The 22,006-nt window shown below is 60.8% G+C and carries 18 protein-coding genes; 11 read left to right on the top strand and 7 right to left on the bottom strand.

What is annotated here, in order from left to right; genetic code table 11:
• Positions 1 to 14: 14 nt before the first annotated feature.
• Entirely contained in the window at positions 15 to 1,265 is a 1,251-nt protein-coding gene (locus LUU92_RS25045; protein ID WP_257102794.1) for an MFS transporter, read from the bottom strand.
• 319 nt (positions 1,266 to 1,584) lie between these two features.
• Here LUU92_RS25045 and LUU92_RS25040 point away from each other — a divergent pair, with 319 nt between their 5' ends.
• The 3 genes from LUU92_RS25040 to LUU92_RS25030 are packed head-to-tail and all read left to right on the top strand — an operon-like array spanning position 1,585 to position 4,213.
• Positions 1,585 to 3,024, top strand: a complete 1,440-nt coding sequence (locus tag LUU92_RS25040; RefSeq protein ID WP_071489952.1) for a cytochrome ubiquinol oxidase subunit I — start codon at positions 1,585 to 1,587, stop codon at positions 3,022 to 3,024.
• Between the two features lies 1 nt (position 3,025).
• Positions 3,026 to 4,033 carry a cytochrome d ubiquinol oxidase subunit II gene (cydB, locus tag LUU92_RS25035; protein WP_222540459.1) on the top strand — a complete coding sequence of 336 codons (1,008 nt, stop codon included), beginning with the start codon at positions 3,026 to 3,028 and terminating at the stop codon, positions 4,031 to 4,033.
• A gap of 12 nt (positions 4,034 to 4,045) precedes the next feature.
• Entirely contained in the window at positions 4,046 to 4,213 is a 168-nt protein-coding gene (locus LUU92_RS25030) for a DUF2474 domain-containing protein (RefSeq protein ID WP_071489954.1), read from the top strand.
• A gap of 66 nt (positions 4,214 to 4,279) precedes the next feature.
• Here LUU92_RS25030 and LUU92_RS25025 read toward each other — a convergent pair whose 3' ends face one another.
• Together LUU92_RS25025 and LUU92_RS25020 are read right to left on the bottom strand one after the other, a co-directional pair.
• Positions 4,280 to 5,404 (bottom strand): methyltransferase, encoded by a 1,125-nt coding sequence (locus LUU92_RS25025; RefSeq protein ID WP_071489955.1) that lies wholly within the window; start codon positions 5,402 to 5,404, stop codon positions 4,280 to 4,282.
• Between the two features lie 151 nt (positions 5,405 to 5,555).
• Positions 5,556 to 6,266: a helix-turn-helix transcriptional regulator gene (locus LUU92_RS25020; protein WP_257102793.1), complete on the bottom strand. Its 711-nt coding sequence runs from the start codon at positions 6,264 to 6,266 to the stop codon at positions 5,556 to 5,558.
• Positions 6,267 to 6,646: 380 nt separating this feature from the next.
• Here LUU92_RS25020 and LUU92_RS25015 point away from each other — a divergent pair, with 380 nt between their 5' ends.
• Entirely contained in the window at positions 6,647 to 7,423 is a 777-nt protein-coding gene (locus LUU92_RS25015; RefSeq protein ID WP_257102792.1) for a ferredoxin--NADP reductase, read from the top strand.
• Positions 7,424 to 7,466: 43 nt separating this feature from the next.
• On the opposite strand, the gene mscL is transcribed toward LUU92_RS25015, so the two are convergent.
• Positions 7,467 to 7,883, bottom strand: a complete 417-nt coding sequence (gene mscL / locus LUU92_RS25010) for a large-conductance mechanosensitive channel protein MscL (protein ID WP_071489958.1) — start codon at positions 7,881 to 7,883, stop codon at positions 7,467 to 7,469.
• Positions 7,884 to 8,170: 287 nt separating this feature from the next.
• Here mscL and katB point away from each other — a divergent pair, with 287 nt between their 5' ends.
• From katB to LUU92_RS24990, 4 genes are read left to right on the top strand one after another with little or no spacing between them, the layout of a single operon-like run.
• The gene (gene katB, locus LUU92_RS25005) at positions 8,171 to 9,712 is read left to right on the top strand and encodes a catalase KatB (RefSeq protein WP_071489959.1); all 1,542 of its coding nucleotides are present in this window, start codon (positions 8,171 to 8,173) and stop codon (positions 9,710 to 9,712) included.
• 58 nt (positions 9,713 to 9,770) lie between these two features.
• Positions 9,771 to 10,310: an ankyrin repeat domain-containing protein gene (locus tag LUU92_RS25000; RefSeq protein ID WP_257102791.1), complete on the top strand. Its 540-nt coding sequence runs from the start codon at positions 9,771 to 9,773 to the stop codon at positions 10,308 to 10,310.
• Positions 10,311 to 10,345: 35 nt separating this feature from the next.
• Positions 10,346 to 11,713, top strand: coding sequence for a DNA repair protein RadA (radA, locus tag LUU92_RS24995; protein WP_049711449.1), 1,368 nt, complete (start codon positions 10,346 to 10,348; stop codon positions 11,711 to 11,713).
• A 15-nt stretch (positions 11,714 to 11,728) separates the two neighbouring features.
• Complete coding sequence (locus LUU92_RS24990) at positions 11,729 to 12,454, top strand: hypothetical protein (protein WP_071490029.1); 726 nt, start codon at positions 11,729 to 11,731, stop codon at positions 12,452 to 12,454.
• A gap of 4 nt (positions 12,455 to 12,458) precedes the next feature.
• Here the strand turns inward: LUU92_RS24990 and LUU92_RS24985 are convergent, their stop codons facing one another.
• Positions 12,459 to 12,827 (bottom strand): PilZ domain-containing protein, encoded by a 369-nt coding sequence (locus tag LUU92_RS24985; RefSeq protein WP_257102790.1) that lies wholly within the window; start codon positions 12,825 to 12,827, stop codon positions 12,459 to 12,461.
• Between the two features lie 174 nt (positions 12,828 to 13,001).
• On the opposite strand from LUU92_RS24985, the gene LUU92_RS24980 reads away from it, so the two are divergent.
• From LUU92_RS24980 to yjiA, 3 genes are all read left to right on the top strand, one after another.
• Positions 13,002 to 15,068, top strand: coding sequence for a carbon starvation CstA family protein (locus LUU92_RS24980; RefSeq protein WP_058427703.1), 2,067 nt, complete (start codon positions 13,002 to 13,004; stop codon positions 15,066 to 15,068).
• Between the two features lie 15 nt (positions 15,069 to 15,083).
• Positions 15,084 to 15,281 (top strand): YbdD/YjiX family protein, encoded by a 198-nt coding sequence (locus tag LUU92_RS24975; protein WP_003194308.1) that lies wholly within the window; start codon positions 15,084 to 15,086, stop codon positions 15,279 to 15,281.
• 137 nt (positions 15,282 to 15,418) lie between these two features.
• Positions 15,419 to 16,378, top strand: coding sequence for a GTPase (gene yjiA / locus LUU92_RS24970; protein ID WP_071489962.1), 960 nt, complete (start codon positions 15,419 to 15,421; stop codon positions 16,376 to 16,378).
• 45 nt (positions 16,379 to 16,423) lie between these two features.
• Here yjiA and glyA read toward each other — a convergent pair whose 3' ends face one another.
• Positions 16,424 to 17,677, bottom strand: a complete 1,254-nt coding sequence (gene glyA / locus LUU92_RS24965) for a serine hydroxymethyltransferase (protein WP_058427701.1) — start codon at positions 17,675 to 17,677, stop codon at positions 16,424 to 16,426.
• Between the two features lie 230 nt (positions 17,678 to 17,907).
• Positions 17,908 to 21,759, bottom strand: coding sequence for a sensor domain-containing protein (locus tag LUU92_RS24960; protein ID WP_071489963.1), 3,852 nt, complete (start codon positions 21,757 to 21,759; stop codon positions 17,908 to 17,910).
• Between the last annotated feature and the right edge of the window lie 247 nt (positions 21,760 to 22,006).

Raw genomic sequence — 22,006 nt, 5'->3', positions numbered from 1 at the left:
CCCTCCCACATGGGTTATACGCTGGTTTTTTGAATAGGCTCTTCCACCGGCACGTGCATGCGGTCACGGTTGGCCAGGGTCGGGAACAGCTTGATCCACACGCCCGTCACCACCAGGGTACCGAGCCCGCCCATGACCACGGCGGGCACGGTGCCGAACCAGTGGGCCGTGATCCCGGATTCGAATTCGCCCAACTGGTTCGACGCTCCGATAAACAGGCCATTGACCGCACTGACCCGACCGCGCATTTCATCTGGGGTTTCCAGCTGCACGAAGGACGCACGGATGACCATGCTGATCATGTCCGCCGCCCCCAGCACCACCAGCACCGCCAGGGAAAACCAGAAGGAGGTGGACAGGCCGAAGGCGATGGTCGCCACGCCGAACACACCGACAGCGGTGAACATCACGCGGCCCACATGGCGGTCCACCGAGAACCGCGCCAGCCACAGCGACATCAGCAACGCCCCCACCGCCGGCGCCGAGCGCAGCAGGCCCAGGCCCCAGGCGCCGGTCAGCAGGATGTCCTTGGCGAACACCGGCAACAGCGCGGTCGCACCGCCCAGCAGCACCGCAAACAGGTCGAGGGAAATGGCGCCGAGAATGTCCGGGCGGCTGCGGATAAACCGAATGCCGGCCAGCAGCGAATCCAGGGTGGCCTTGCCTTTATTCAACGGGGTCTGGCGGGCGGGCAGGTTGAGGGTCAGCACGCAGGCAATGAGGTACAGCACCACGGTAGGGCCATACACCCACACGCTGCCGAACGCGTAGAGCAAACCGCCGAGCGCCGGCGCGACAATGGTCGCCAGTTGCTGGGCTGACTGCGACGAGGCCACGGCGCGTGGGAACAGCGCGCTGGGCACGATGCTTGGCAGCAGTGCCTGAGTGGTGGGCATTTCGAACGAGCGCGCGGCACCCAGCAGGAAGGCGAGGATAAAGATCATCTCGCGGGTCACGTTGCCGGTCAGGCCGCCGATGGCCAGGCTCAGGGCAATCAGCGCCTGCACGGTCTGGCAGATGGCGGCCACCTTGCGTCGCTCATAGCGGTCGGCCACATGCCCGGTGTGCAGCATGAACAGTACGCGCGGTACGAACTCCACGAGGCCGACCAGCCCCAGGTCCAGCACATTGCCGGTCAGTTGGTAGAGGTTCCAGCCGATGGCCACGGTGAGCATCTGGAAGCCGCTGGCGGTGAAGATGCGCGCCAGCCAGAACGCGATGAAAGGGCGGTGGTGACGCAACAGCAACGCGGGTTCACTAGGCATCGGGGAATTCAGATCAGAGCCAAAGGAAGCGCCGAGATTATCATTAAGTTGTAACAGATAGTTGCAACAACTGAGCTGAGGCAGTCTGTCACGCGGCAAAAGACCACACAGTTCATTCCTGAAAATGGGACTACTCTTTCAGCAATGCTTGATCCAGATCAATGCCCGCCCGGGCATCGGCCTGGCGGCCTCCGGGCCAGATTCCCTACGTGGTTGGCTAAAAAAAGAAACGAATCGAAATTCGCCAGACTCCATATCCGTGGGGGCAGTGGGTGCAGGCTCCCGCCAGCAGCCGGTATTACCTGACAGAGGAAGACTTATGTTCGGTTTGGAGGCGCTCGATCTCGCCCGAATTCAATTTGCGTTCACCATCTCGTTCCACATCCTGTTCCCGGCGATCACCATCGGCCTGGCCAGTTACCTCGCGGTGCTGGAAGGCTTGTGGCTCAAGACCCACAACGACACCTACCGCGACCTCTACCACTTCTGGTCGAAGATCTTTGCGGTCAACTTCGGCATGGGTGTGGTGTCCGGCCTGGTCATGGCCTACCAGTTCGGCACCAACTGGAGCCGCTTCTCGGACTTTGCCGGCGCCGTCACCGGCCCGCTGCTTACGTACGAAGTGCTCACGGCGTTCTTCCTCGAGGCGGGTTTCCTCGGCGTGATGCTGTTCGGCTGGAACAAGGTCGGGCGCAACCTGCACTTCTTCTCCACCGTGATGGTGGCCGTGGGGACGTTGATTTCTACGTTCTGGATCCTTTCGTCCAACAGCTGGATGCAGACGCCCCAGGGGTTTGAAATCATCGATGGCCGCGTGATCCCGACCGACTGGTTCGCCGTGGTATTCAACCCGTCGTTCCCCTATCGCCTGGCGCACATGGCCACGGCGGCCTTTGTGGCCACGGCGTTCTTCGTCGGTTCTTCGGCAGCCTGGCACTTGCTGCGCGGCAAGGACAACCCGGCGATCCGCAAGATGCTCTCCATGGCAATGTGGATGGCCCTGATCGTTGCGCCCATCCAGGCGGTGATCGGTGATTTCCATGGCCTCAATACCTTGAAGCACCAACCGGCGAAAATCGCCGCGATTGAAGGCCACTGGGAAAACATCGGCAACGAACCAACGCCATTGATCCTGTTTGGCTGGCCCGACATGAAGGCCGAGAAAACCAAGTACGCGGTGGAGATCCCTTACCTGGGCAGCCTGATCCTCACTCACTCCCTGGATAAGCAAGTGCCGGCCCTCAAGGAGTTTCCACCGGAGGACCGCCCCAACTCGACCATCGTGTTCTGGTCGTTCCGGGTCATGGTCGGCCTGGGCTTCCTGATGATCTTCACCGGCCTGTTCAGCCTCTGGCTACGCCGGGGCGACAAGATGTACACGTCCAAACCGTTCCTGTACTTGGCGTTGTGGATGGGGCCGTCCGGCCTGATCGCCATACTTGCGGGTTGGTTCACCACCGAGATCGGCCGCCAGCCGTGGGTGGTCTACGGGCTGATGCGCACGGCGGACGCGTCCTCCGGGCATAGCCTGGCGCAGATGACCATCACCCTGGTGTTGTTCGTGGTGGTGTACTTCGCGCTGTTCGGCGCAGGCCTGGGCTACATGATGCGCCTGGTGCGCAAAGGGCCTCAGACCCACGAAGGCAGCGAGCCCACCCATGGTGGCCCGGGCCAGAAACGTACACCGGCCCGTCCGTTGTCCGCCGCCGATGATGGCAGCGACGACGATCACGCGCACATCCAGCACAAGGGGCATTGAGATGGGTATTGATCTTCCGCTGATCTGGGCCGTGATCATTATCTTCGGCATCATGATGTACGTGGTCATGGACGGCTTCGACCTGGGTATCGGCATCCTGTTTCCGTTTATCCCGGGCAAGACCGACCGTGACGTGATGATGAACACCGTGGCCCCGGTGTGGGACGGCAACGAAACCTGGCTGGTACTGGGCGGCGCAGCGTTGTTCGGTGCGTTCCCGCTGGCCTATTCGGTGGTGTTGTCGGCGCTGTACCTGCCGCTGATCCTGATGCTGATCGGGCTGATCTTCCGCGGTGTGGCCTTCGAGTTCCGCTTCAAGGCCAAGGACCACAAGCGTCATCTATGGGACAAGGCCTTTATCGGCGGTTCACTGGCGGCCACGTTCTTCCAGGGCGTGGCGCTGGGCGCATTCATCGATGGCATCCCGGTGGTGAATCGCCAGTTTGCCGGCGGTTCGCTGGACTGGCTCACGCCGTTCACGATGTTCTGCGGCGTGGCGCTGATCGTGGCCTACGCGTTGCTCGGCTGCACCTGGTTGATCATGAAGACCGAAGGCCCGCTTCAGGAAAAAATGCACAACCTGGCGCGACCGTTGGCCTTCGTGGTGCTGGCGGTGATCGGCATCGTGAGTATCTGGACGCCGCTGACGCACCCGGAAATCGCCTCGCGCTGGTTCACCCTGCCGAACCTGTTCTGGTTCCTGCCGGTGCCGATCCTGGTGCTGGTGACCCTGTACGGGTTGTTCCGTGCCGTGGCGCGTAATGCGCACTACACGCCGTTCCTGCTGACGCTGGTGCTGATCTTCCTGGGCTACAGCGGCTTGGGTATCAGCCTGTGGCCCAACATCATTCCGCCATCGGTGTCGATCTGGGACGCTGCCGCGCCGCCCCAGAGCCAGGGCTTCATGCTGGTGGGTACGCTATTCATTATCCCGTTCATCCTGGGCTATACCTTCTGGAGCTACTACGTGTTCCGCGGCAAGGTCACCCACGAAGACGGTTACCACTAGGAGGGGCGTTCCATGTCCGGCAAACCTTCGTTGCACGAGATTGAACAGGCCGAGAAGCAGCCGTTGTGGCGGCGCCTGGGGTGGCTGGCGATGATCTGGACGGGCAGTGTGCTGGCCCTGTTCGTCGTGGCGAGCCTGATGCGCATGTTTATGAGTGCGGCTGGCCTGACCACCCACTGACATCCCGATCCGGGCTTTGCGGCCCGGCTTTCCAGCCCTGCTTTTCGCCAGAGAAGCAGGGTTTTTTTATTTGCGCGCCTTGAGGATCACGAATTTTGGCGTGGTGGCGACTTGCTCGACACCCCGGAACAGGCGCGCCAGCTTGGTGTGATAACCGAGGTGGCGGTTGCCGACGATATAAAGGGCGCCGCCTACCACCAGGGCTTCCCGTGCCTGTTGGAACATGCGCCAGGCGAGGAAATCGCCGACCACCTGCTGCTGGTGGAACGGTGGATTGCACAGCACCACGTCCAGGGATTGCGGCTCTTGCCCTGCCAGGCCGTCGGCGGCACGCACGACCACATCACGCTCACCGAGGGCCGCTTGCCAGTTTTCGGCCGCCGATTGCACCGCCATGTAGGACTCGTCCACCAAGGTGTAATGCGCTTCGGGGTTTTGCAGGGCGCTGGCAATCGCCAGTACGCCGTTGCCGCAACCCAGGTCTGCCACGCGGGCGTTGCCCAGGTTTTTCGGCAGGTGGGGCAGGAAGGCGCGAGTGCCGATGTCCAGGCTTTCGCGGCAGAACACGTTGGCATGGTTCAGCAGTTCGATAGCCGGTGCGTCCAGGGTGTAGCGGGTGGGGTAGGGCGACACGGCAGCGGGGCGATCTTCAACGGTGGCGATCAGCAATCGCGCCTTTTTTACCGCGAGCGATGCGTGCATCGGGCCAATGTAACGCTCCAGCAACTCGCCCGCCGCCCGTGGCAAATGCTTGATCATCGCCCCGGCGATCACCTCGGCACCCGGGGCCAGTTGGCCTTGCAAGCGAATCAGTTGTTCTTCCAGCAATGCCAGGGTTTTGGGTACGCGGATCAGCACCCGGTCGAACGGCCCGGTGGGGATGTGGCTGGCCGGGATGAACGCAACGGCGTCAAACGCCTTGCCGTTGCGCACCAGGTTTTTTTCCAGGCCTTGCGCCGCCAGGAACGAATCGCCACTGGAGGTCAGTTGCACCTTGCCTTGAAGGCTGGCGGCAAGGGCGCCGAAGCTGTCGTTGAGCACCAGCACCCGGGTTTGCGCGCCCGGCTGCTGTTCGGCCAAGTGGCTGAGCAGGTACTCGTCGGCGGCATCGAAGGCTTGCAGCGGATCGTTGTGTTGCTCTGGCTGACGGATCAGATCGAGCTGGGCAAAGGGGCTTTCGAGCAGGGGCATGGCGGGGGAGACTCTGGGTAAACGATGGGTGTTCGACAGCGGTTGCCGAACCGTCTGAGTGAACCACGGGCGACTCCCCGGAAGGGGCTGCTCAGCACTCAGAATGCGCGGTAAATGTTACGTTTTTTTCAAGCGGATTACATGGCGTGTTTTAAATGATCCCGGCCCGAGCGGCGCGAAGCACGGCGGCGATTTTGTTGTTGACGCCCAGTTTCTTGAGGCAACTGCTGATATGAAAGCCTACCGTACGCTCGGACAAACAAAGGATGGCGGCGATATCTGCTGCGGTCTTGCCCATGCCAGACCACATAAGGACTTCCGTTTCCCGCTCAGTCAATTTGCTGGTTGGGGGGATACTGGGTTTTTCGTCAAACTTCTGCGCCAGCACGGCATGCATGGCGTGGCAGAGCCATAGCGCCATTCCTGCTTTTTCATACAATTCTTCCGGGCTGATGTCACCCTTGCCACGGCTCAACGTCAGCATGCTGAAGACCCCCCGGAAATCATGCACGCTGATGGTCAACGCCTTGTGTACCTCCAAGGTTGCGGCCAAAGACCAAAGGCTGGGCACGTCTTTGAATGTTTCCTCCTTCCAGACAAGGGGTAACACGCCCTCCCTACAATGTTTCACTACAGGGTCTACATCGGAGTAGTGCGCTTGGTTGTATAGATTTTTCCATTCAATTGGATAGTTTGTAAGCTCTACGGGTTTGATTTGACCCTTGGTGAGTTGAGAACTCATCTTGAAGGAACAGTATTGGAAGCCGAGTTCGTAGGCCTTGTTGATGGTCATTTCAAATACGCTGGTGACCTCGTCCTCACCTTCAAGCGAGTGGAGTCGTGTATTTCGCCAGTTAAGCATGGGTAAATCTCCATGGGATCTCCGTGACTTGAGGTACGTCCTTTATCCCCAACGTTGCACGAAAATCAGTGTAGGACACGTACTACATGGCGAGAGGAAAATTTCGTTCTTGCGCTGTAAGGTTTAAGAATTTTTTCACTGGAAGGTAGTTAGCCAAGCAATTGGCAAGTTTGAAACTCGCGATTTATTAGGGGGTTGAAGCCCCTGTAACAACCCACTAACAGCGGCTATATGAGGTAGTTTTTAAAACTAATAGCGAATTGATCGAGGGTGAAATTAATTTGCCATCATTGAGTAGTGGTGTGATGCCACTCCCTATCGTGGGTGTTTCCGCGCACGACTTTGAGCGACACTAGGGCACCTGTAGAACGGAGCCCCCCATGACGGCCAGTGCTGAGAAATTTACCCGCCAGATCTTGCTCGACGTGCAATCGCTGACCCCCAGCCTGTTTACCCTGCGCACCACCCGCGACCCGGGCTTTCGTTTTACTGCGGGCCAGTTTGTACGCCTGGGTGTCACCAAGGCGGATGGCAGCACGGTATGGCGTGCGTATTCCTTGGTGTCCTCGCCGTTTGATGAGCACCTGGATTTTTTCTCGATTGTCGTGCCGGACGGTGAGTTCACCAGCGAGCTGAGCCGTCTGCGAGTCGGCGATACCTTGATGGTGGAGCGCCAGGCCACGGGGTTCCTGACCTTGAACCGCTTCGTCGACGGTCGGGATTTGTGGATGCTTGGCACCGGCACCGGGGTGGCGCCGTTTTTGTCGATCCTGCAAGACTTCGAGGTCTGGGAGAAATTCGAGCGCATCATCCTGGTATACAGCGCACGGGAAGCCAAAGAGCTGGCTTACCAAGAGCTGATCAACGAGTTGGGCGAACGCGAATACCTGACCGAATACGCACACAAACTGACCTACATCCCCATTGTTACCCGCGAACAACACCCCGGCGCATTGAATGGACGCATCACCACGCTGATCGAAAATGGCGAACTGGAACGCGCGGCCGGCGTCGGACTGACCCCGGAACACTCCCGCGTTCTGATTTGCGGCAACCCGCAGATGGTCGATGACACGCGCCAACTGCTCAAGCTGCGCGATATGAACCTGAGCTTGAGCCGGCGACCCGGCCAGGTGGCGGTGGAGAACTACTGGTAATAAAAAAGGCGCCTCAAACAGGCGCCTTTTCATGCCGGCTCGATTAGAGCGGCTTGTCGTTCTGTGCCTTGAGCAGATCGCGGATCTCACCCAGCAGCACTTCTTCCTTGGTCGGTGTCGGCGGCAGGCTTGGCGCCACGGCCTCTTCACGTTTGAGGCGATTGATCGCCTTCACGCCCATAAAGATCGCAAACGCGATGATCACAAAGTCGATGACGCTCTGGATGAACTTGCCGTATGCCAGGACCACCGCAGGCACATCGCCTTGGGCAGCCTTTAGTGTTATCGCCAGGTCACCGAAGTCCACGCCACCGATCAACAGACCAATGGGCGGCATCACCACGTCGCCTACAAACGAGGAAACAATTTTGCCGAAGGCTGCGCCGATGATAATACCGACGGCCATGTCGACCACATTACCTTTGACCGCGAAGGCCTTGAACTCACTGATCACGCCCATAGGTTATTCCTTGTTACAGATGAGAAGGGTGGTACCCAGTGTAAGTCAGTCGTAGAGGGCTTGCCTGAAACAACCGCTCACACTGTTAGCTTTTATCGACACATTAAAACGCAATTAGTTTGCAAAGTGCCATCAATCGCGCGCGAAATACCCGCCAAATCAGCGACTTACCAGATTATTTTATCAATCGGGTTGTTATGGCTTTTCTATTTATCTTCTGACTCGCGGGTCACTAGCCTCTGGCAAGCACAACTGAATGTGCACTAAAAAAACCAGAGGAAACCTCGATGAACAATCCAATGAGCCGCGGGCCTGTTACCGCGCGATCCGCGCTGGTACTGGTGACCGCCAGCCTGCTTTCCCTGTCTGTACACGCCGCCAACCTGACCCGCGACAACGGTGCCGCCGTCGGTGACAACCAGAACTCGCAAACCGCCGGCGCCAATGGCCCGGTGCTACTCCAGGATGTGCAGCTTATTCAGAAATTGCAGCGCTTCGACCGCGAACGCATCCCCGAGCGCGTCGTACACGCCCGTGGTACCGGTGCCCACGGCACCTTTACCGTCACTGACAGCCTCAGCGACCTGACCAAGGCCAAGGTGTTTGCCGCCGGCGAGGCCACCCCGGTGTTCGTGCGCTTCTCCGCCGTGGTCCACGGCAACCACTCCCCGGAAACCCTGCGTGACCCACGCGGTTTCGCCACCAAGTTCTATACCGCCGAAGGCAATTGGGATTTGGTGGGCAACAACTTCCCGACGTTCTTCATCCGTGATGCCATCAAGTTCCCTGACATGGTCCACGCGTTCAAGCCAGACCCACGTACCAACCTGGATGACGATTCGCGGCGCTTCGACTTCTTCTCCCACGTTCCCGAAGCCACCCGTACGCTGACCGAGTTGTACTCCGACTCCGGCACCCCGGCCAGTTATCGGGAGATGGACGGCAACGGTGTGCACGCCTACAAGCTGATCAACGCCAAGGGTGAAGTGCACTACGTCAAGTTCCACTGGAAAAGCCTGCAAGGCATCAAGAACCTCGATCCCAAGCAGGTCACCGAAGTGCAGGGCCGCGACTACAGCCACATGACCAACGACCTGGTCACTCACATCAACAAGGGCGACTTCCCCAAGTGGGACCTGTACGTGCAGGTGCTCAAGCCTGAAGACCTGGCCAAGTTCGATTTCGACCCGCTGGACGCCACCAAGATCTGGCCGAACGTGCCTGAGCGCAAAGTCGGGCAAATGGTGTTGAACCGCAACCCGGCCAACGTGTTCCAGGAAACCGAGCAGGTAGCCATGGCTCCGGCCAACCTGGTGCCGGGCATCGAGCCGTCGGAAGATCGCCTGCTGCAAGGCCGGGTGTTCTCCTACGCCGACACCCAGATGTATCGCCTGGGCGCCAATGCCCTGCAACTGCCGATCAACGCGCCACGGGTGACCGTCAACAACGGCAACCAGGACGGCGCGATGAACTTCGGCAAGACCACCACCGGTGTGAACTACCAGCCAAGTCGCCTGTTGCCACGGGAAGAACCGCAAACCGCGCGCTACAGCCAGTCGGCGCTGTCAGGCAGCACCCAGCAGGCGAAGATCCAGCGTGAGCAGAACTTCAAGCAAGCGGGTGACTTGTACCGCTCCTACAGCAAGAAAGAGCGTCAGGACTTGATCGAAAACTTCGGCGGCTCGCTGGCCACCACCGATGACGAGAGCAAACACATCATCCTGTCGTTCCTCTACAAAGCCGACCCGGAGTACGGCACCGGTGTAGCCAAGGTGGCCAAAGGTGACCTGGCGCGCGTGAAGGCGCTGGCGGAAAAACTGACTGACTGATCCGTTGGTTACGGTCGACGCCCCGATACGGGCGTCGACCCCTGGCAGGAGAACAACCATGCGAATTTCTATCGGCTTGCTGATGGCCATGCTGGCCTTTGTCGCCAATGCCGAGACTCCCGACCCGGTGGCGCTCAAGGCCCAATTGCAGGACTACTATTTCGACGCCGCCCGCCGTGGCGACCTCGACATGCTCAATACCTTTATCGACTCCGGCTACAGCCTCAACACCCAGGACGACAAGGGCTACACCGCGCTGATCCTCGCTGCCTACCACGGCCAGGGGCCTTTCGTGGAGCGCCTGCTCAACGCCGGTGCCGACGCCTGCGTGCAGGACAAACGCGGCAACACCGCGCTGATGGGCGCGATCTTCAAGGGCGAGTTGAAAATCGCCCAGCGCCTGCTGGCCACCGACTGCAACCCCGACCAGCGCAACGGTGCCGGACAGACCGCGGCCATGTACGCCGGGCTGTTCAAGCGTGTCGAGCTGCTGGATGAACTCAAGGCCAAGGGGGCCGATCTCAATGCCGAAGACCCGGTCGGTAACACCGCTTCACGCTTGGCCAGTGGTGAAATCCGGACCCCTGCGTCGCGCTGAGCTATCATCGCGGTTTTTCGGTTGGAGGTTCTCAAATGGCAAAGGCCAAGCGCATGTACGGCTGCACGGAGTGCGGCGCGACCTTTCCCAAGTGGGCCGGCCAGTGCTCCGAGTGCGGTGCGTGGAACACCCTGACTGAAACCATGATTGAGAGTGGCGGTGCGGCGGCCCCCACCGGTCGCGCTGGCTGGACCGGGCAGCAGGCGCAGATCAAGACCCTGGCTGAAGTCAGCGTCGAAGAGATCCCGCGTTTTTCCACGGCATCCGGCGAATTGGACCGCGTGCTGGGCGGCGGCCTGGTGGACGGCTCGGTGGTGCTGATCGGCGGCGACCCGGGCATCGGAAAGTCGACGATTTTGCTGCAAACCCTGTGCAGCATCGCCAGCCGCATGCCGGCGCTGTACGTCACCGGCGAAGAATCCCAGCAACAAGTGGCCATGCGCGCCCGCCGCCTGGGGTTGCCCCAGGATCAGCTGCGGGTCATGACCGAGACCTGCATCGAAAGCATCATTGCCACGGCCCGTATCGAAAAGCCCAAGGTCATGGTGATCGACTCGATCCAGACCATTTTCACCGAGCAGTTGCAATCGGCGCCGGGCGGCGTGTCCCAGGTGCGCGAGAGTGCGGCGCTGCTGGTGCGGTATGCCAAGCAGAGCGGCACGGCGATCTTCCTGGTCGGCCACGTCACCAAGGAAGGCGCGCTGGCCGGGCCTCGGGTGCTCGAGCATATGGTCGACACGGTGCTGTATTTCGAGGGCGAGTCCGATGGTCGCCTGCGCTTGCTGCGGGCGGTGAAGAACCGCTTCGGGGCGGTGAACGAGTTGGGTGTATTCGCCATGACCGACCGGGGGCTGAAAGAAGTCTCCAACCCATCAGCGATTTTCCTGACGCGTGCCCAGGAAGAAGTCCCAGGCAGTGTGGTGATGGCAACGTGGGAAGGCACCCGGCCGATGCTGGTGGAAGTGCAGGCGTTGGTGGATGACAGCCACCTGGCCAACCCGCGCCGCGTGACCCTGGGCCTGGACCAGAACCGCCTGGCGATGCTGTTGGCGGTCCTGCACCGCCACGGTGGCATCCCGACCCATGACCAGGACGTGTTCCTCAACGTGGTCGGCGGGGTCAAGGTGCTGGAGACCGCCTCCGACCTGGCGTTGATGGCGGCAGTCATGTCCAGCCTGCGTAACCGGCCATTGCCCCATGACCTGCTGGTGTTTGGTGAAGTCGGTTTGTCCGGTGAAGTTCGCCCGGTGCCCAGCGGCCAGGAGCGCTTGAAGGAAGCGGCCAAGCATGGTTTCAAGCGCGCCATCGTGCCCAAGGGCAACGCACCGAAGGAATCGCCGCCCGGGATACAGATTATTGGGGTGACCCGCCTGGAGCAGGCACTGGATGCACTTTTCGAGTAAACAGGGATGGGCGCAATGCAACGAACGAATCGCTGGGGCGTGCTCGCCCTGTTCATGACCTTGGCCGGTCTGCCTGTCCTGGCGTGGGCCGACTTGCCGGCGGGATATCGCCTGGCGCAAAAGCTGGTCACGGAAGAAGGCAGCGTGCTGCAGGTGCTGGAAGACCAGCGCATCAGCGCTCAATTGCACAAGGACAGTTGGGGCAACGGGTTGGACGAAGACTCGTTCGACGAGCCCGGTGACCTGGTTGAAAACCCGTTGCTCGACGCCCAGGTGCGTCTGGTGTCGGCCGCCGGCGAGGTGATCGCGCGCAAGGACCTCGGCTACCCGCTGGCCAAGGTCAAGAAAGCCCCGCTCAAGGGACAGCCCGCGCCTGTGTATTTTTTGATCATTGATCAGACCGCGCCCATGGGCAGCTACAGTGGCCCGGCCACGCAACTGTTGCTGCCTGCCAAACAGCAACTGGAGCCGGTGAGCTACCAGGACACCGATGGCAAACTCAAACCACTGACCCTGGCCAGCACCGGCAAGGCGGCCTGGAAGGTTTCGACGCCCGTCGACGGTAGTGCGGATGAGCTGTTGCAAATCTCGTGCTTTATGGACGGCGACGGTGACGATGATTTTGCCACGCGTTACCAGACCTACCGTTGGGTGGACGGCCAGTGGCAGGCGGCATCGACGCAGAAAGCCGGTTACTGGGACACGGAAAGCGACTTCCCGGCGCGTACGGCATTTCCCTGAGCCGTCATACTTCCAGCAAGGCGGCCAACTCCCGGTGCAGCTCGTCCTCGTCACCCAGGTTCAACTCGATCAACCGCCGCAAGTGGCTGATCGAATCCAGGTCGATGTGCTGACACACAAACCCCAGTTGCTCAGGATCCTCATGGGTCAGTCGCACTTGCATCTTTATATGCGCTTTGGGATCCAGGCGTATATCGACGTCGAACGGCAGCGCCTTGTTGCCCTTCCAGTCTTCCGGCCGTTGCACCAGCAGGCCTTTTAGCGACAGATCCACCAATTGCACTGGCCATTCGCGGCCGTTTTGCCGAATTTCGGTCTTGGCATCAAAGGCGATGCGGCGGAAACGACGGCGGTCAGACGGTTGCTCGGTCATGGTGAAGCCCTCCGGGGATAGGGGGATTGTAGCCGTGCGCCACTATTGGCTCGGTTTTTCTGCTTTTTTTGTCCGCAGAAGGCTCTAGACCAACGTAGGGGGGTGGCCTTTAAGTCCAGTAGCGCTAAACTCCGGATGGCTGTCCTTTCTGTCCACCCTGGCTGGAATATAAAAATGAAAAATAATAATAGCCTGCTACGCCACCTACCCTGGCTGGTGCTGGCAATCGTAGGAGCGTGCGCCCTGGGCGTAGTGGCCTTGCGCCGCGGCGAGGCGATCAACGCCTTGTGGATTGTGGTCGCTGCTGTGGCCATCTACCTGGTTGCGTACCGTTACTACAGTCTGTTCATCGCTAACAATGTGATGCAACTCGACCCACGGCGGGCCACCCCCGCAGTGCTCAACAACGACGGTCTGGACTATGTGCCGACCAACAAACACATCCTTTTTGGTCACCACTTTGCGGCGATTGCCGGTGCAGGCCCGCTGGTCGGCCCGGTATTGGCGGCGCAAATGGGTTACCTGCCCGGCACGCTCTGGCTGATTGCCGGCGTGGTGCTGGCCGGTGCGGTGCAGGACTTCATGGTCCTGTTCCTGTCCACCCGTCGCAACGGCCGTTCCCTGGGCGACATGGTTCGCGAAGAGATGGGCCGCATCCCGGGGACCATCGCGCTGTTCGGCTGCTTCCTGATCATGATCATCATCCTCGCGGTGCTGGCGCTGATCGTGGTCAAGGCCCTGGCCGAGAGCCCATGGGGCATTTTCACGGTGATGGCGACCATCCCGATCGCGATGTTCATGGGCATCTACATGCGCTACATCCGCCCGGGCCGCATCGGTGAAATCTCGATCATCGGCGTGCTGTTGCTGCTGGGTTCGATCTGGCTGGGCGGGCAGATTGCCGCTGATCCGGTCTGGGCCAAGGCGTTCACCTTCACCGGTATCCAGATCACCTGGATGCTGATCGGCTACGGTTTCGTCGCCGCCGTTCTGCCGGTGTGGCTGATCCTGGCTCCGCGTGACTACCTTTCCACCTTCCTCAAAATCGGTACCATCATCGCCCTGGCGATCGGCATCCTGGTCACCATGCCAGAACTGAAAATGCCGGCCTTGACCCAGTTCATCGACGGTACCGGCCCGGTGTGGAAGGGCGGCCTGTTCCCGTTCCTGTTCATCACCATCGCCTGTGGCGCGGTCTCGGGTTTCCACGCGCTGATCTCCTCGGGCACCACGCCCAAGCTGCTGGATAACGAAACCAACGCCCGCTACATCGGTTACGGCGGCATGCTGATGGAGTCGTTCGTGGCCATCATGGCGATGGTCGCCGCTTCGGTGATCGAACCTGGCGTGTACTTCGCCATGAACAGCCCGGCCGCTGTGGTCGGTGGTGATGTGGTGGCCGTGGCGCAAACCGTCAGCAGTTGGGGCTTTGCGATCACGCCTGAGGCGCTGCAAGCCGTGGCCCATGATATCGGCGAAACCACCATTCTGGCCCGTGCCGGTGGTGCGCCGACATTGGCGGTGGGTATCGCACAGATCCTGCACAGCGTACTGCCGGGTGAAAACACCATGGCATTCTGGTACCACTTTGCGATCCTGTTCGAAGCCCTGTTCATCCTGACGGCGGTGGATGCGGGCACCCGTGCCGGCCGCTTCATGCTGCAGGACCTGCTGGGTTCCTTCGTGCCGGCGCTGAAACGCACCGAGTCGTGGACCGCCAACCTCATTGCAACCGCCGGTTGCGTGGCGATGTGGGGTTACCTGCTGTACCAGGGCGTGATCGACCCACTGGGCGGTATCAACACCTTGTGGCCACTGTTCGGTATCTCCAACCAGATGCTGGCAGGTATCGCGCTGATGCTGGCAACCGTTGTGCTGATCAAAATGAAACGCCAACGCTACATCTGGGTGACCATGCTGCCGGCCGTCTGGCTGCTGATCTGCACCACCACGGCGGGCTTCATCAAGCTGTTCGACGCGAACCCTGCGATTGGCTTCCTGTCGCTGGCCAAGAAGTACAGCGATGCATTGGCCAACGGCCAGATCCTCGCCCCCGCGAAGAGCATCGACCAGATGCAGCACGTAATCTACAACGCCTACACCAACGCAACGCTGACGGCGCTGTTCCTGTTCGTGGTGTTCAGCATCCTGTTCTATGCGCTCAAGGTCGGCGTCGCCGCCTGGGGCAACAAAGAACGTACGGATAAAGAAGCCCCGTTCCAGGCTGTACCGGACGCGTAATCGAGGGTTGCAACCATGTTCAATGACATCAGTCGCCTCGGTAAATACCTCGGTCAGGCCGCGCGCCTGATGGTCGGCATGCCCGACTACGACACCTACGTCGAGCATATGCAAACCAAACACCCGGACAAGCCGGTGATGGACTACAAGGCGTTCTTCCGGGAGCGCCAGGAAGCCCGTTACGGCGGCAAGGGTGGGCCCAAGTGCTGTTGAGTTAACGCAATATCCCTGTGGGAGGGGGCTTGCCCCCGATAGCGGTGTGTCAGTGACAGGTAAGTGCCTGACACGCTGCTATCGGGGGCGAGCCCCCTCCCACATTTGTTTCTGTGTTCCTTCAAGGAGAATTTCTTTTGTCCTCTCCCATTCCAGTCACGGTCCTCAGCGGCTTCCTCGGCGCCGGCAAGACCACCTTGCTGCGCCACCTGCTCAAAGCCGAGCACGGCCTGAAAATCGCCGTGATCGAAAACGAATTCAGTGACGCCGGTATCGACACCCAGCTGTTGGGCGCAGAACCGGTGCAAGTCATGACCCTGTCCAACGGCTGCGTGTGCTGCACCATCCACACCGACCTGACCAAGGCCCTGTACCTGCTGCTCGAGCGCCTGGACAGCGGCGAGATCGCCTTCGACCGCCTGGTGATCGAGTGCACCGGCCTGGCCGACCCGGCACCTGTGGCCCAGACCTTTTTCATCGACGAGGAACTGCGCGAGCGCTATATCCTCGACGGCATCATCACCCTGGTGGACGCGGCCCACGCCGAACACCACCTGACCCAGACCATTGCCCAGGCCCAGATCGGCTTTGCCGACCGCCTGTTGGTGAGCAAACGCGACCTGGTGGATGACGCTACCTTCGATGCGCTCAGTGAGCGCCTGACCCGCATCAATCGTCGTGCGCCGATCCGGGTGGTGGATCATGGCAAGATCGACCTGGCCGAGTTGCTCGATGTGCGCGGCTTCAACCTCAATGCCGGCATGAGCTTGCGTCCGGTGAGCAAGGCGCCGTCCATCGATCGTATCTCCAGCCTGGTATTGCGCACCGACCAGCCGCTGGATATCGACCGACTCAGTGAGTTCATGAACGAACTGCTGGAAGACCACGGCAAGCAACTGCTGCGCTACAAAGGCGTGCTGAACATTGCCGGGGAAGACCGGCGCATGGTGTTCCAGGGCGTGCTCAAGCTCTACGGTTTCGATTGGGATACCGAATGGGCCGAAGGCGAGGTGCGAGAGAGTGTGATCGTGTTCATTGCCGATGAGTTGCCCGAAGACAAGATTCGCGAAGGTTTCCGGCGCGTTTATCAGGAATAAAAAAGCCCGGCTCAAGAGCCGGGCTTTTTAGTCAAGCAACTGCAATCAAGCGCCGTACACCGGCAGCTTCTTGCAGATGGCCTTGACCTTCTCACGTACCGCGTCGATCACGGCTTCGTTGTTCAGGTCGGCCAGGATGTCGCAGATCCAGCCGGCCAGTTCCTTGCACTCTGCTTCCTTGAAGCCGCGAGTGGTCACAGCCGGGGTGCCGAAGCGCAGGCCGGAGGTGACGAACGGCGAACGTGGATCGTTCGGCACGGAGTTCTTGTTCACGGTGATGAAGGCTTTGCCCAGAGCCGCGTCAGCATCCTTACCGGAGATGTCTTGCTTGATCAGCGACAGCAGGAACAGGTGGTTTTCAGTACCGCCAGACACTACGTCAAAGCCGCGCTCGATGAACACGCTGGCCATGGCCTGGGCGTTCTTTACCACTTGTTGCTGGTAGGTCTTGAACTCAGGCTGCAGCGCTTCCTTGAAGCAGATCGCTTTGGCGGCGATCACGTGCTCCAGCGGGCCACCCTGGGCGCCTGGGAATACGGCGGAGTTCAGCTTCTTCTCGATGTCGGCGTTGGCACGAGCCAGGATCAGGCCGCCACGTGGACCGCGCAGGGTCTTGTGGGTGGTGGTGGTCACGACGTCAGCGAAAGGTACCGGGTTCGGGTAGACGCCAGCGGCGACCAGACCGGCCACGTGGGCCATGTCGACGAACAGGTACGCACCGACCTTGTCAGCGATGGCGCGGAAGCGTGGGAAGTCCAGGATCTGCGAGTAGGCAGAGAAACCGGCCACGATCATTTTTGGCTTGTGTTCAACCGCCAGGCGCTCGACTTCGTCGTAGTCGATCAGGCCGTTGGCATCGATACCGTATTGAACGGCGTTGTACAGCTTGCCGGAGGAGGAAACGCTGGCGCCGTGGGTCAGGTGACCGCCGTGGGCCAGGCTCATGCCCAGGATGGTGTCGCCGCCTTGCAGCAGGGCCAGGTACACGGCGCTGTTGGCTTGGGAACCGGCGTGCGGCTGGACGTTGGCGTAGTCGGCGCCGAACAGTTCCTTGGCACGGTCAATGGCCAGTTGCTCAACCACGTCGACGTACTCGCAACCACCGTAGTAGCGCTTGCCCGGGTAGCCTTCGGCGTACTTGTTGGTCAGAACCGAACCTTGAGCCTCCATCACCGCAGGGCTGGTGTAGTTTTCCGAAGCGATCAGCTCAATGTGCTCTTCCTGGCGCACGGCTTCTTGCTCCATGGCGGCGAAGAGATCGGCGTCGTACTTGGCAATAGTCAAATCACGGCTGAACATGGCGGTCCTCAAGGATCGGGGGCAGAAAAGGAGGGCATTCTAACCCAATGGGTTTTAGATGGCATATGAAAGGACATCATGTCGCGGACAAGTGGGGCTCATCTGGGGATAGGCGGTGGCTGTGAGTGCCTTATCGGGGGGCAAGCCCCTTCCACAGTTGAATGTGTTCGCAGATCAGAATGTGGGAGGGGGCTTGCCCCCGATGAGGCCAGTGGCTTCACCGCAGAATTTCAGTCGAACATGAACAGCGCATCATTGCTGAACTGCGCTTCGAACCGATTCGCCGGCATCGGCCGCCCGAACAGGTAGCCCTGCACCTCATCGCAGCCATGCTCACGCAGGAAATCCAGCTGTTCATGGGTTTCCACCCCCTCGGCGATCACCGCCAGGTTCAGGCTGTGGGCCATGGCGATAATGGCGCGGGCGATCTGGGCGTCCTGTTCGCCGGAGGGCAGGCCGTCGACGAAGGTGCGGTCGATCTTCAGCACGTCGATGGGGAACTGCTTGAGGTAGTTGAGCGACGAGTAACCGGTGCCAAAGTCGTCGACCGCAATGCTCAGGCCCAGGTTCTTCAGGCTGTCGAGGATCTGCATGGCCTCGTTGACCTCACGCATCAGGATGCTTTCGGTCAGCTCCAGCTCCAGGCACGCCGGCGGCAGGCCGGTGTCCTTGAGGATGGTGGCGATGCGCGTACCCAACTGGCCGTCGGAGAATTGTCGCGCCGAGATATTCACCGAGACTTTCGGCACCCGCACCTTGTTCTGGTGCCAGGTCTTGAGCTGGCGACAGGCTTCGCTGATCACCCAGTCGCCCACGTCCACCACCAGGCCCAACTCTTCCAGCACCGGGATGAAGTCTCCCGGCGGCACCAGCCCGCGTCGAGGGTGGCGCCAGCGCAGCAGGGCTTCGGCGCCGGTCAGGCGTTTACCGTCGCCGCTGAACTGCGGCTGGTAATAGAGCACGAATTCGTTCTGGTCCAGGGCGTGGCGCAGGTCGCTTTCCAGCTCCAGGCGTTCCAGGGCGCTGGCGTTCATGTCGGCCTGGTAGAACTGGAAGTTGTTCTTGCCGCGTTCCTTGGCGTGATACATCGCCGTGTCGGCGTTTTTCATCAACTGGCTCAGTTCGTTACCGTCCTGCGGGCTCAGGGCGATACCGATACTGGCGGTCACGAAGAACTCACGACCTTCCAGCACGAAAGGTTTCACCAGGCTGGCGAGGATCTGCTCGGCCACATGAATCGCACGGTTGAGTGCCATGTCACGGTTGACCCGTGGCTGCAGGAGCAAGGTGAACTCATCACCGCCCATGCGCGCCACAGTGTCGTCTTCGGCGACGCAGCCCAGCAGGCGGGTGGCCATTTCCTTGAGCATGCGGTCGCCGGCGGCGTGGCCCAGGGAGTCGTTGATCGGCTTGAAGCGGTCGAGGTCGAGGAACATCAGCACCACCCACGACTTCTGCCGTTCGGCGGACTGCAGCGCGGTGTGCAGGCGGTCCTGGAACAGTGTGCGGTTGGGCAGGTGGGTCAGGGCGTCGTAGTAGGCCAGGCGGTGGATGCGCTGCTCGCTGGCCTTGCGCTCGCTGATGTCACTGAAGAAGCATACATAGCTGGCCAGGTCGCCTTCATCGTCGAACACCGCAGTAATGCCGACCCACGCCGGGTAATGCTCGCCATTGCGGCGCTTGAGCCACACTTCGCCTTCCCAGGTGCTGTGCTGGTGCAATTGCTTGAGCACATAGCGCAGGTGGGCTTCCTGCTGTTCATCGACGGTGAGCATGTTCGGCAACTGGTCGAGTACATCGCTGACCGCATAGCCGCTGACCCGGCTGAACGCCTCGTTGGCCTGCACGATATAGCCGGCGGGGTCAGTGATCAGGATCGCCGAAGTGGAGTGCTCGAATACCGTGGCCGCCATGCGCAGGTCTTTCTCGGCGCGGCGTTGCTGGCTGATGTCGCGGCCCACCCCAAGGATGCCCTCGAAAGCGCCGTGTTCGTCCCACACCAGCACCAGGCGCAGTTCGATCGGCACCTTGCGACCGTCGGCGCGCAGGCAGTCGAACAGGAAGAGCTGGGTCTGGATCTCATCACGCAGCCTGTTCAGTGCATCAGGATCGCCCAGCGCGCGGCTGACCTGTTCCATCAGGCTGTAAATGCCGGTCAGTTGCTGCGGGTTGGCGATGATCGACTGCCAGCCGTTCTTGAACACCCAGTCCACGTCATAGCCGAGCACGGCGTTGACCGACGGGCTGACGTAGTTGAGGGCCAACTGACTGTCGGTGGAACAGATCACGTCGCTGATGCTTTCGGCCAGCATGCGGTAGCGTTGTTCGCTGTCACGCAGGGATTCGCTGGCTTCGATCTGGTCGGTGATGTCCTTGGCCACGCCGATGATGCGGGTGATCTGCGCGGTCTTGTCCCGCGCCAGGGCTTGTTCGCGGATATCGAAGCGCCGCCATTCATTATTGCGGTGACGGAAGCGCAACTGGCATTGCAGTTGGGTGGTATAGCCGACCTGGCGCTGTTGCTGGCGCAAGTCGTGGTAATGCTCGGCGTCTTCGGGGTGCAGCAGGATTTCCCAGAAGTACTCGCCCATTTGCTGCAATTCGGCCTTGTTATAGCCGAGGGTGTGGCCCAGATGGTGGTTGCTGAAAATCATGCGCTGGCTGATTACATCCTGCACATACAGGTGGTCGGGCACGGTGCGCACCACATCCGACCAGAAACTCTCGCGTTCCACCAGCGACAGTTCGATCAGCTTGCGGCTGGTGATATCGCTGATGCTGAGGATCACCGCCTTGAAATCGTCCTGCTGCTCGGGCAGGCGCATCACCAGCCACAGGTACTGCTCGTTGCCGACCACGTCCTTGAGCTGGATTTCCAGCTCCAACTGGCTTTGTCGGGTCAGCACGGCTTCGAGTATCTGGTAACCGATGGACGTGGCGTTGCGTGGGCAGTCATCGATCAGGCGTTCCCAGGCCTGCTCGCAGGAACCTACGTTCAACAGGCTGACCGCCACCTGGTTGACCTCGGTGACGCGCAGCTCCTTGAGCAGTTGCTGGCGCTCGCTGGGGTTGTGCTGCAGCCAGGCGTGCAGCTGCTCGCGGGTCTCCAGCCGCGTCTTGTCGAAGAACGCGTTCAGCCCCGACAGGTCCAGCACGCACAGGGCCACGCCGGTGCCTTCGAAAATATCCTGGTAGCGCCGCCGCCCCTCATGCACCTGGCGCTGACGGCGGCGCATGTTCAGCAGCACGATCACCGGGATCAACGAGAACGCCAGGCCCAGCAGGCATTTGCCGATGAAGGCCGGCAGCAGTTGCTCCAGCACCGCGCTGCGGTCGAACAGCCCGCGCAGTTGCCAGTCGCTTTTGCTCAACGGCGTGATCAGCACGCTTTTATTCAGTTCGTCCGGGGTCAATGCAGACGCCCACTGCGCGGGCATGCCGCTGTCGCGGCTGACCACGCGATGGTTGATGCGGTTCTCGATGGCCCACATCGGGCGCTGGCCCTGGCCGTCCTGGCGGGTGAGGTTGGTCAGGTAGTTGGGGGCCAGGCGCAGCGCCCAATACATCCGTGAGCCGCCACTGGGCTGATGCAACAGTAGATAGATGAGGGTGCCGTCGTTGCTGTTGCTCAGGTAATAAGACTGGCCGTGGCTGCGTTGCACCAGTTCTTCGAGCCAGGCGCTGTCCTGGCTGTCGCTGGCACTGTCGCTGATCATCGCGCCGCTGGGGGCAAGCAGGGCGATGCTGCGCAGTTCCGGCAGCGAACGTTGCAAGGTCCGCATCAAGGCCTGTTGCTGTTCGCTGTCACGCGGTGGCTCGACCATCGGCAGCAGGTTCAGGGCAATCTTTGCGCTGAGGGCCATGTTCAGGCTGATCTGTTCAGCCAGGTCGGCGCTGTAGTCGATGGTGTATTGCTGCTGGTTCTTCTGGTTTTGCTGCAACTGGTCCAGCAGTTGCCAGAACAATAACGCGAGCAGCATAAGGACAAGCGTCGCCAATGCGCCCTTGAGGGTGCCGTGCAGGGGCGCTCCCGGCGCTATATGAGCGGCGCGCAGGGGAGTTGGCGGCGTGACTTTGGACAAGCTGTGATCCTGCGGTTTGGCTGGACTGGCGCGCGACGTGCACTATAAGCCGGACGCCCGGAGGGCGGCTAGCATGCCTTGACTTGTGGCAAAGTGCCAGCCCTTGCCTGGCTGGACTGACCAAGCGCATTCAGGTAGCTTTGCCGGTTACGCGGGGGCGTTCCAGCCCCAGATATTCAGGCTTTATACCGCACGCTGGCATTGATGATAGTCAACGGCCCGCGCCGCGCATGGCCTGGCACGGGCT

It is taken from the genome of Pseudomonas extremorientalis, assembly GCF_024584605.1.
Lineage (GTDB): Bacteria > Pseudomonadota > Gammaproteobacteria > Pseudomonadales > Pseudomonadaceae > Aquipseudomonas > Aquipseudomonas extremorientalis.
The sequence above is the reverse complement of the archived record's forward strand: the minus strand, read 5'-3'. Positions and strand labels throughout refer to the sequence as shown.

Coding starts and splice junctions, on each gene's coding strand:
- LUU92_RS25045 (WP_257102794.1), bottom strand. CDS start 1,265: ATGCCTAGTGAACCCGCGTTGCTGTTGCGTCACCACCGCCCTTTCATC.
- LUU92_RS25040 (WP_071489952.1), top strand. CDS start 1,585: ATGTTCGGTTTGGAGGCGCTCGATCTCGCCCGAATTCAATTTGCGTTC.
- cydB (WP_222540459.1), top strand. CDS start 3,026: ATGGGTATTGATCTTCCGCTGATCTGGGCCGTGATCATTATCTTCGGC.
- LUU92_RS25030 (WP_071489954.1), top strand. CDS start 4,046: ATGTCCGGCAAACCTTCGTTGCACGAGATTGAACAGGCCGAGAAGCAG.
- LUU92_RS25025 (WP_071489955.1), bottom strand. CDS start 5,404: ATGCCCCTGCTCGAAAGCCCCTTTGCCCAGCTCGATCTGATCCGTCAG.
- LUU92_RS25020 (WP_257102793.1), bottom strand. CDS start 6,266: ATGCTTAACTGGCGAAATACACGACTCCACTCGCTTGAAGGTGAGGAC.
- LUU92_RS25015 (WP_257102792.1), top strand. CDS start 6,647: ATGACGGCCAGTGCTGAGAAATTTACCCGCCAGATCTTGCTCGACGTG.
- mscL (WP_071489958.1), bottom strand. CDS start 7,883: ATGGGCGTGATCAGTGAGTTCAAGGCCTTCGCGGTCAAAGGTAATGTG.
- katB (WP_071489959.1), top strand. CDS start 8,171: ATGAACAATCCAATGAGCCGCGGGCCTGTTACCGCGCGATCCGCGCTG.
- LUU92_RS25000 (WP_257102791.1), top strand. CDS start 9,771: ATGCGAATTTCTATCGGCTTGCTGATGGCCATGCTGGCCTTTGTCGCC.
- radA (WP_049711449.1), top strand. CDS start 10,346: ATGGCAAAGGCCAAGCGCATGTACGGCTGCACGGAGTGCGGCGCGACC.
- LUU92_RS24990 (WP_071490029.1), top strand. CDS start 11,729: ATGCAACGAACGAATCGCTGGGGCGTGCTCGCCCTGTTCATGACCTTG.
- LUU92_RS24985 (WP_257102790.1), bottom strand. CDS start 12,827: ATGACCGAGCAACCGTCTGACCGCCGTCGTTTCCGCCGCATCGCCTTT.
- LUU92_RS24980 (WP_058427703.1), top strand. CDS start 13,002: ATGAAAAATAATAATAGCCTGCTACGCCACCTACCCTGGCTGGTGCTG.
- LUU92_RS24975 (WP_003194308.1), top strand. CDS start 15,084: ATGTTCAATGACATCAGTCGCCTCGGTAAATACCTCGGTCAGGCCGCG.
- glyA (WP_058427701.1), bottom strand. CDS start 17,677: ATGTTCAGCCGTGATTTGACTATTGCCAAGTACGACGCCGATCTCTTC.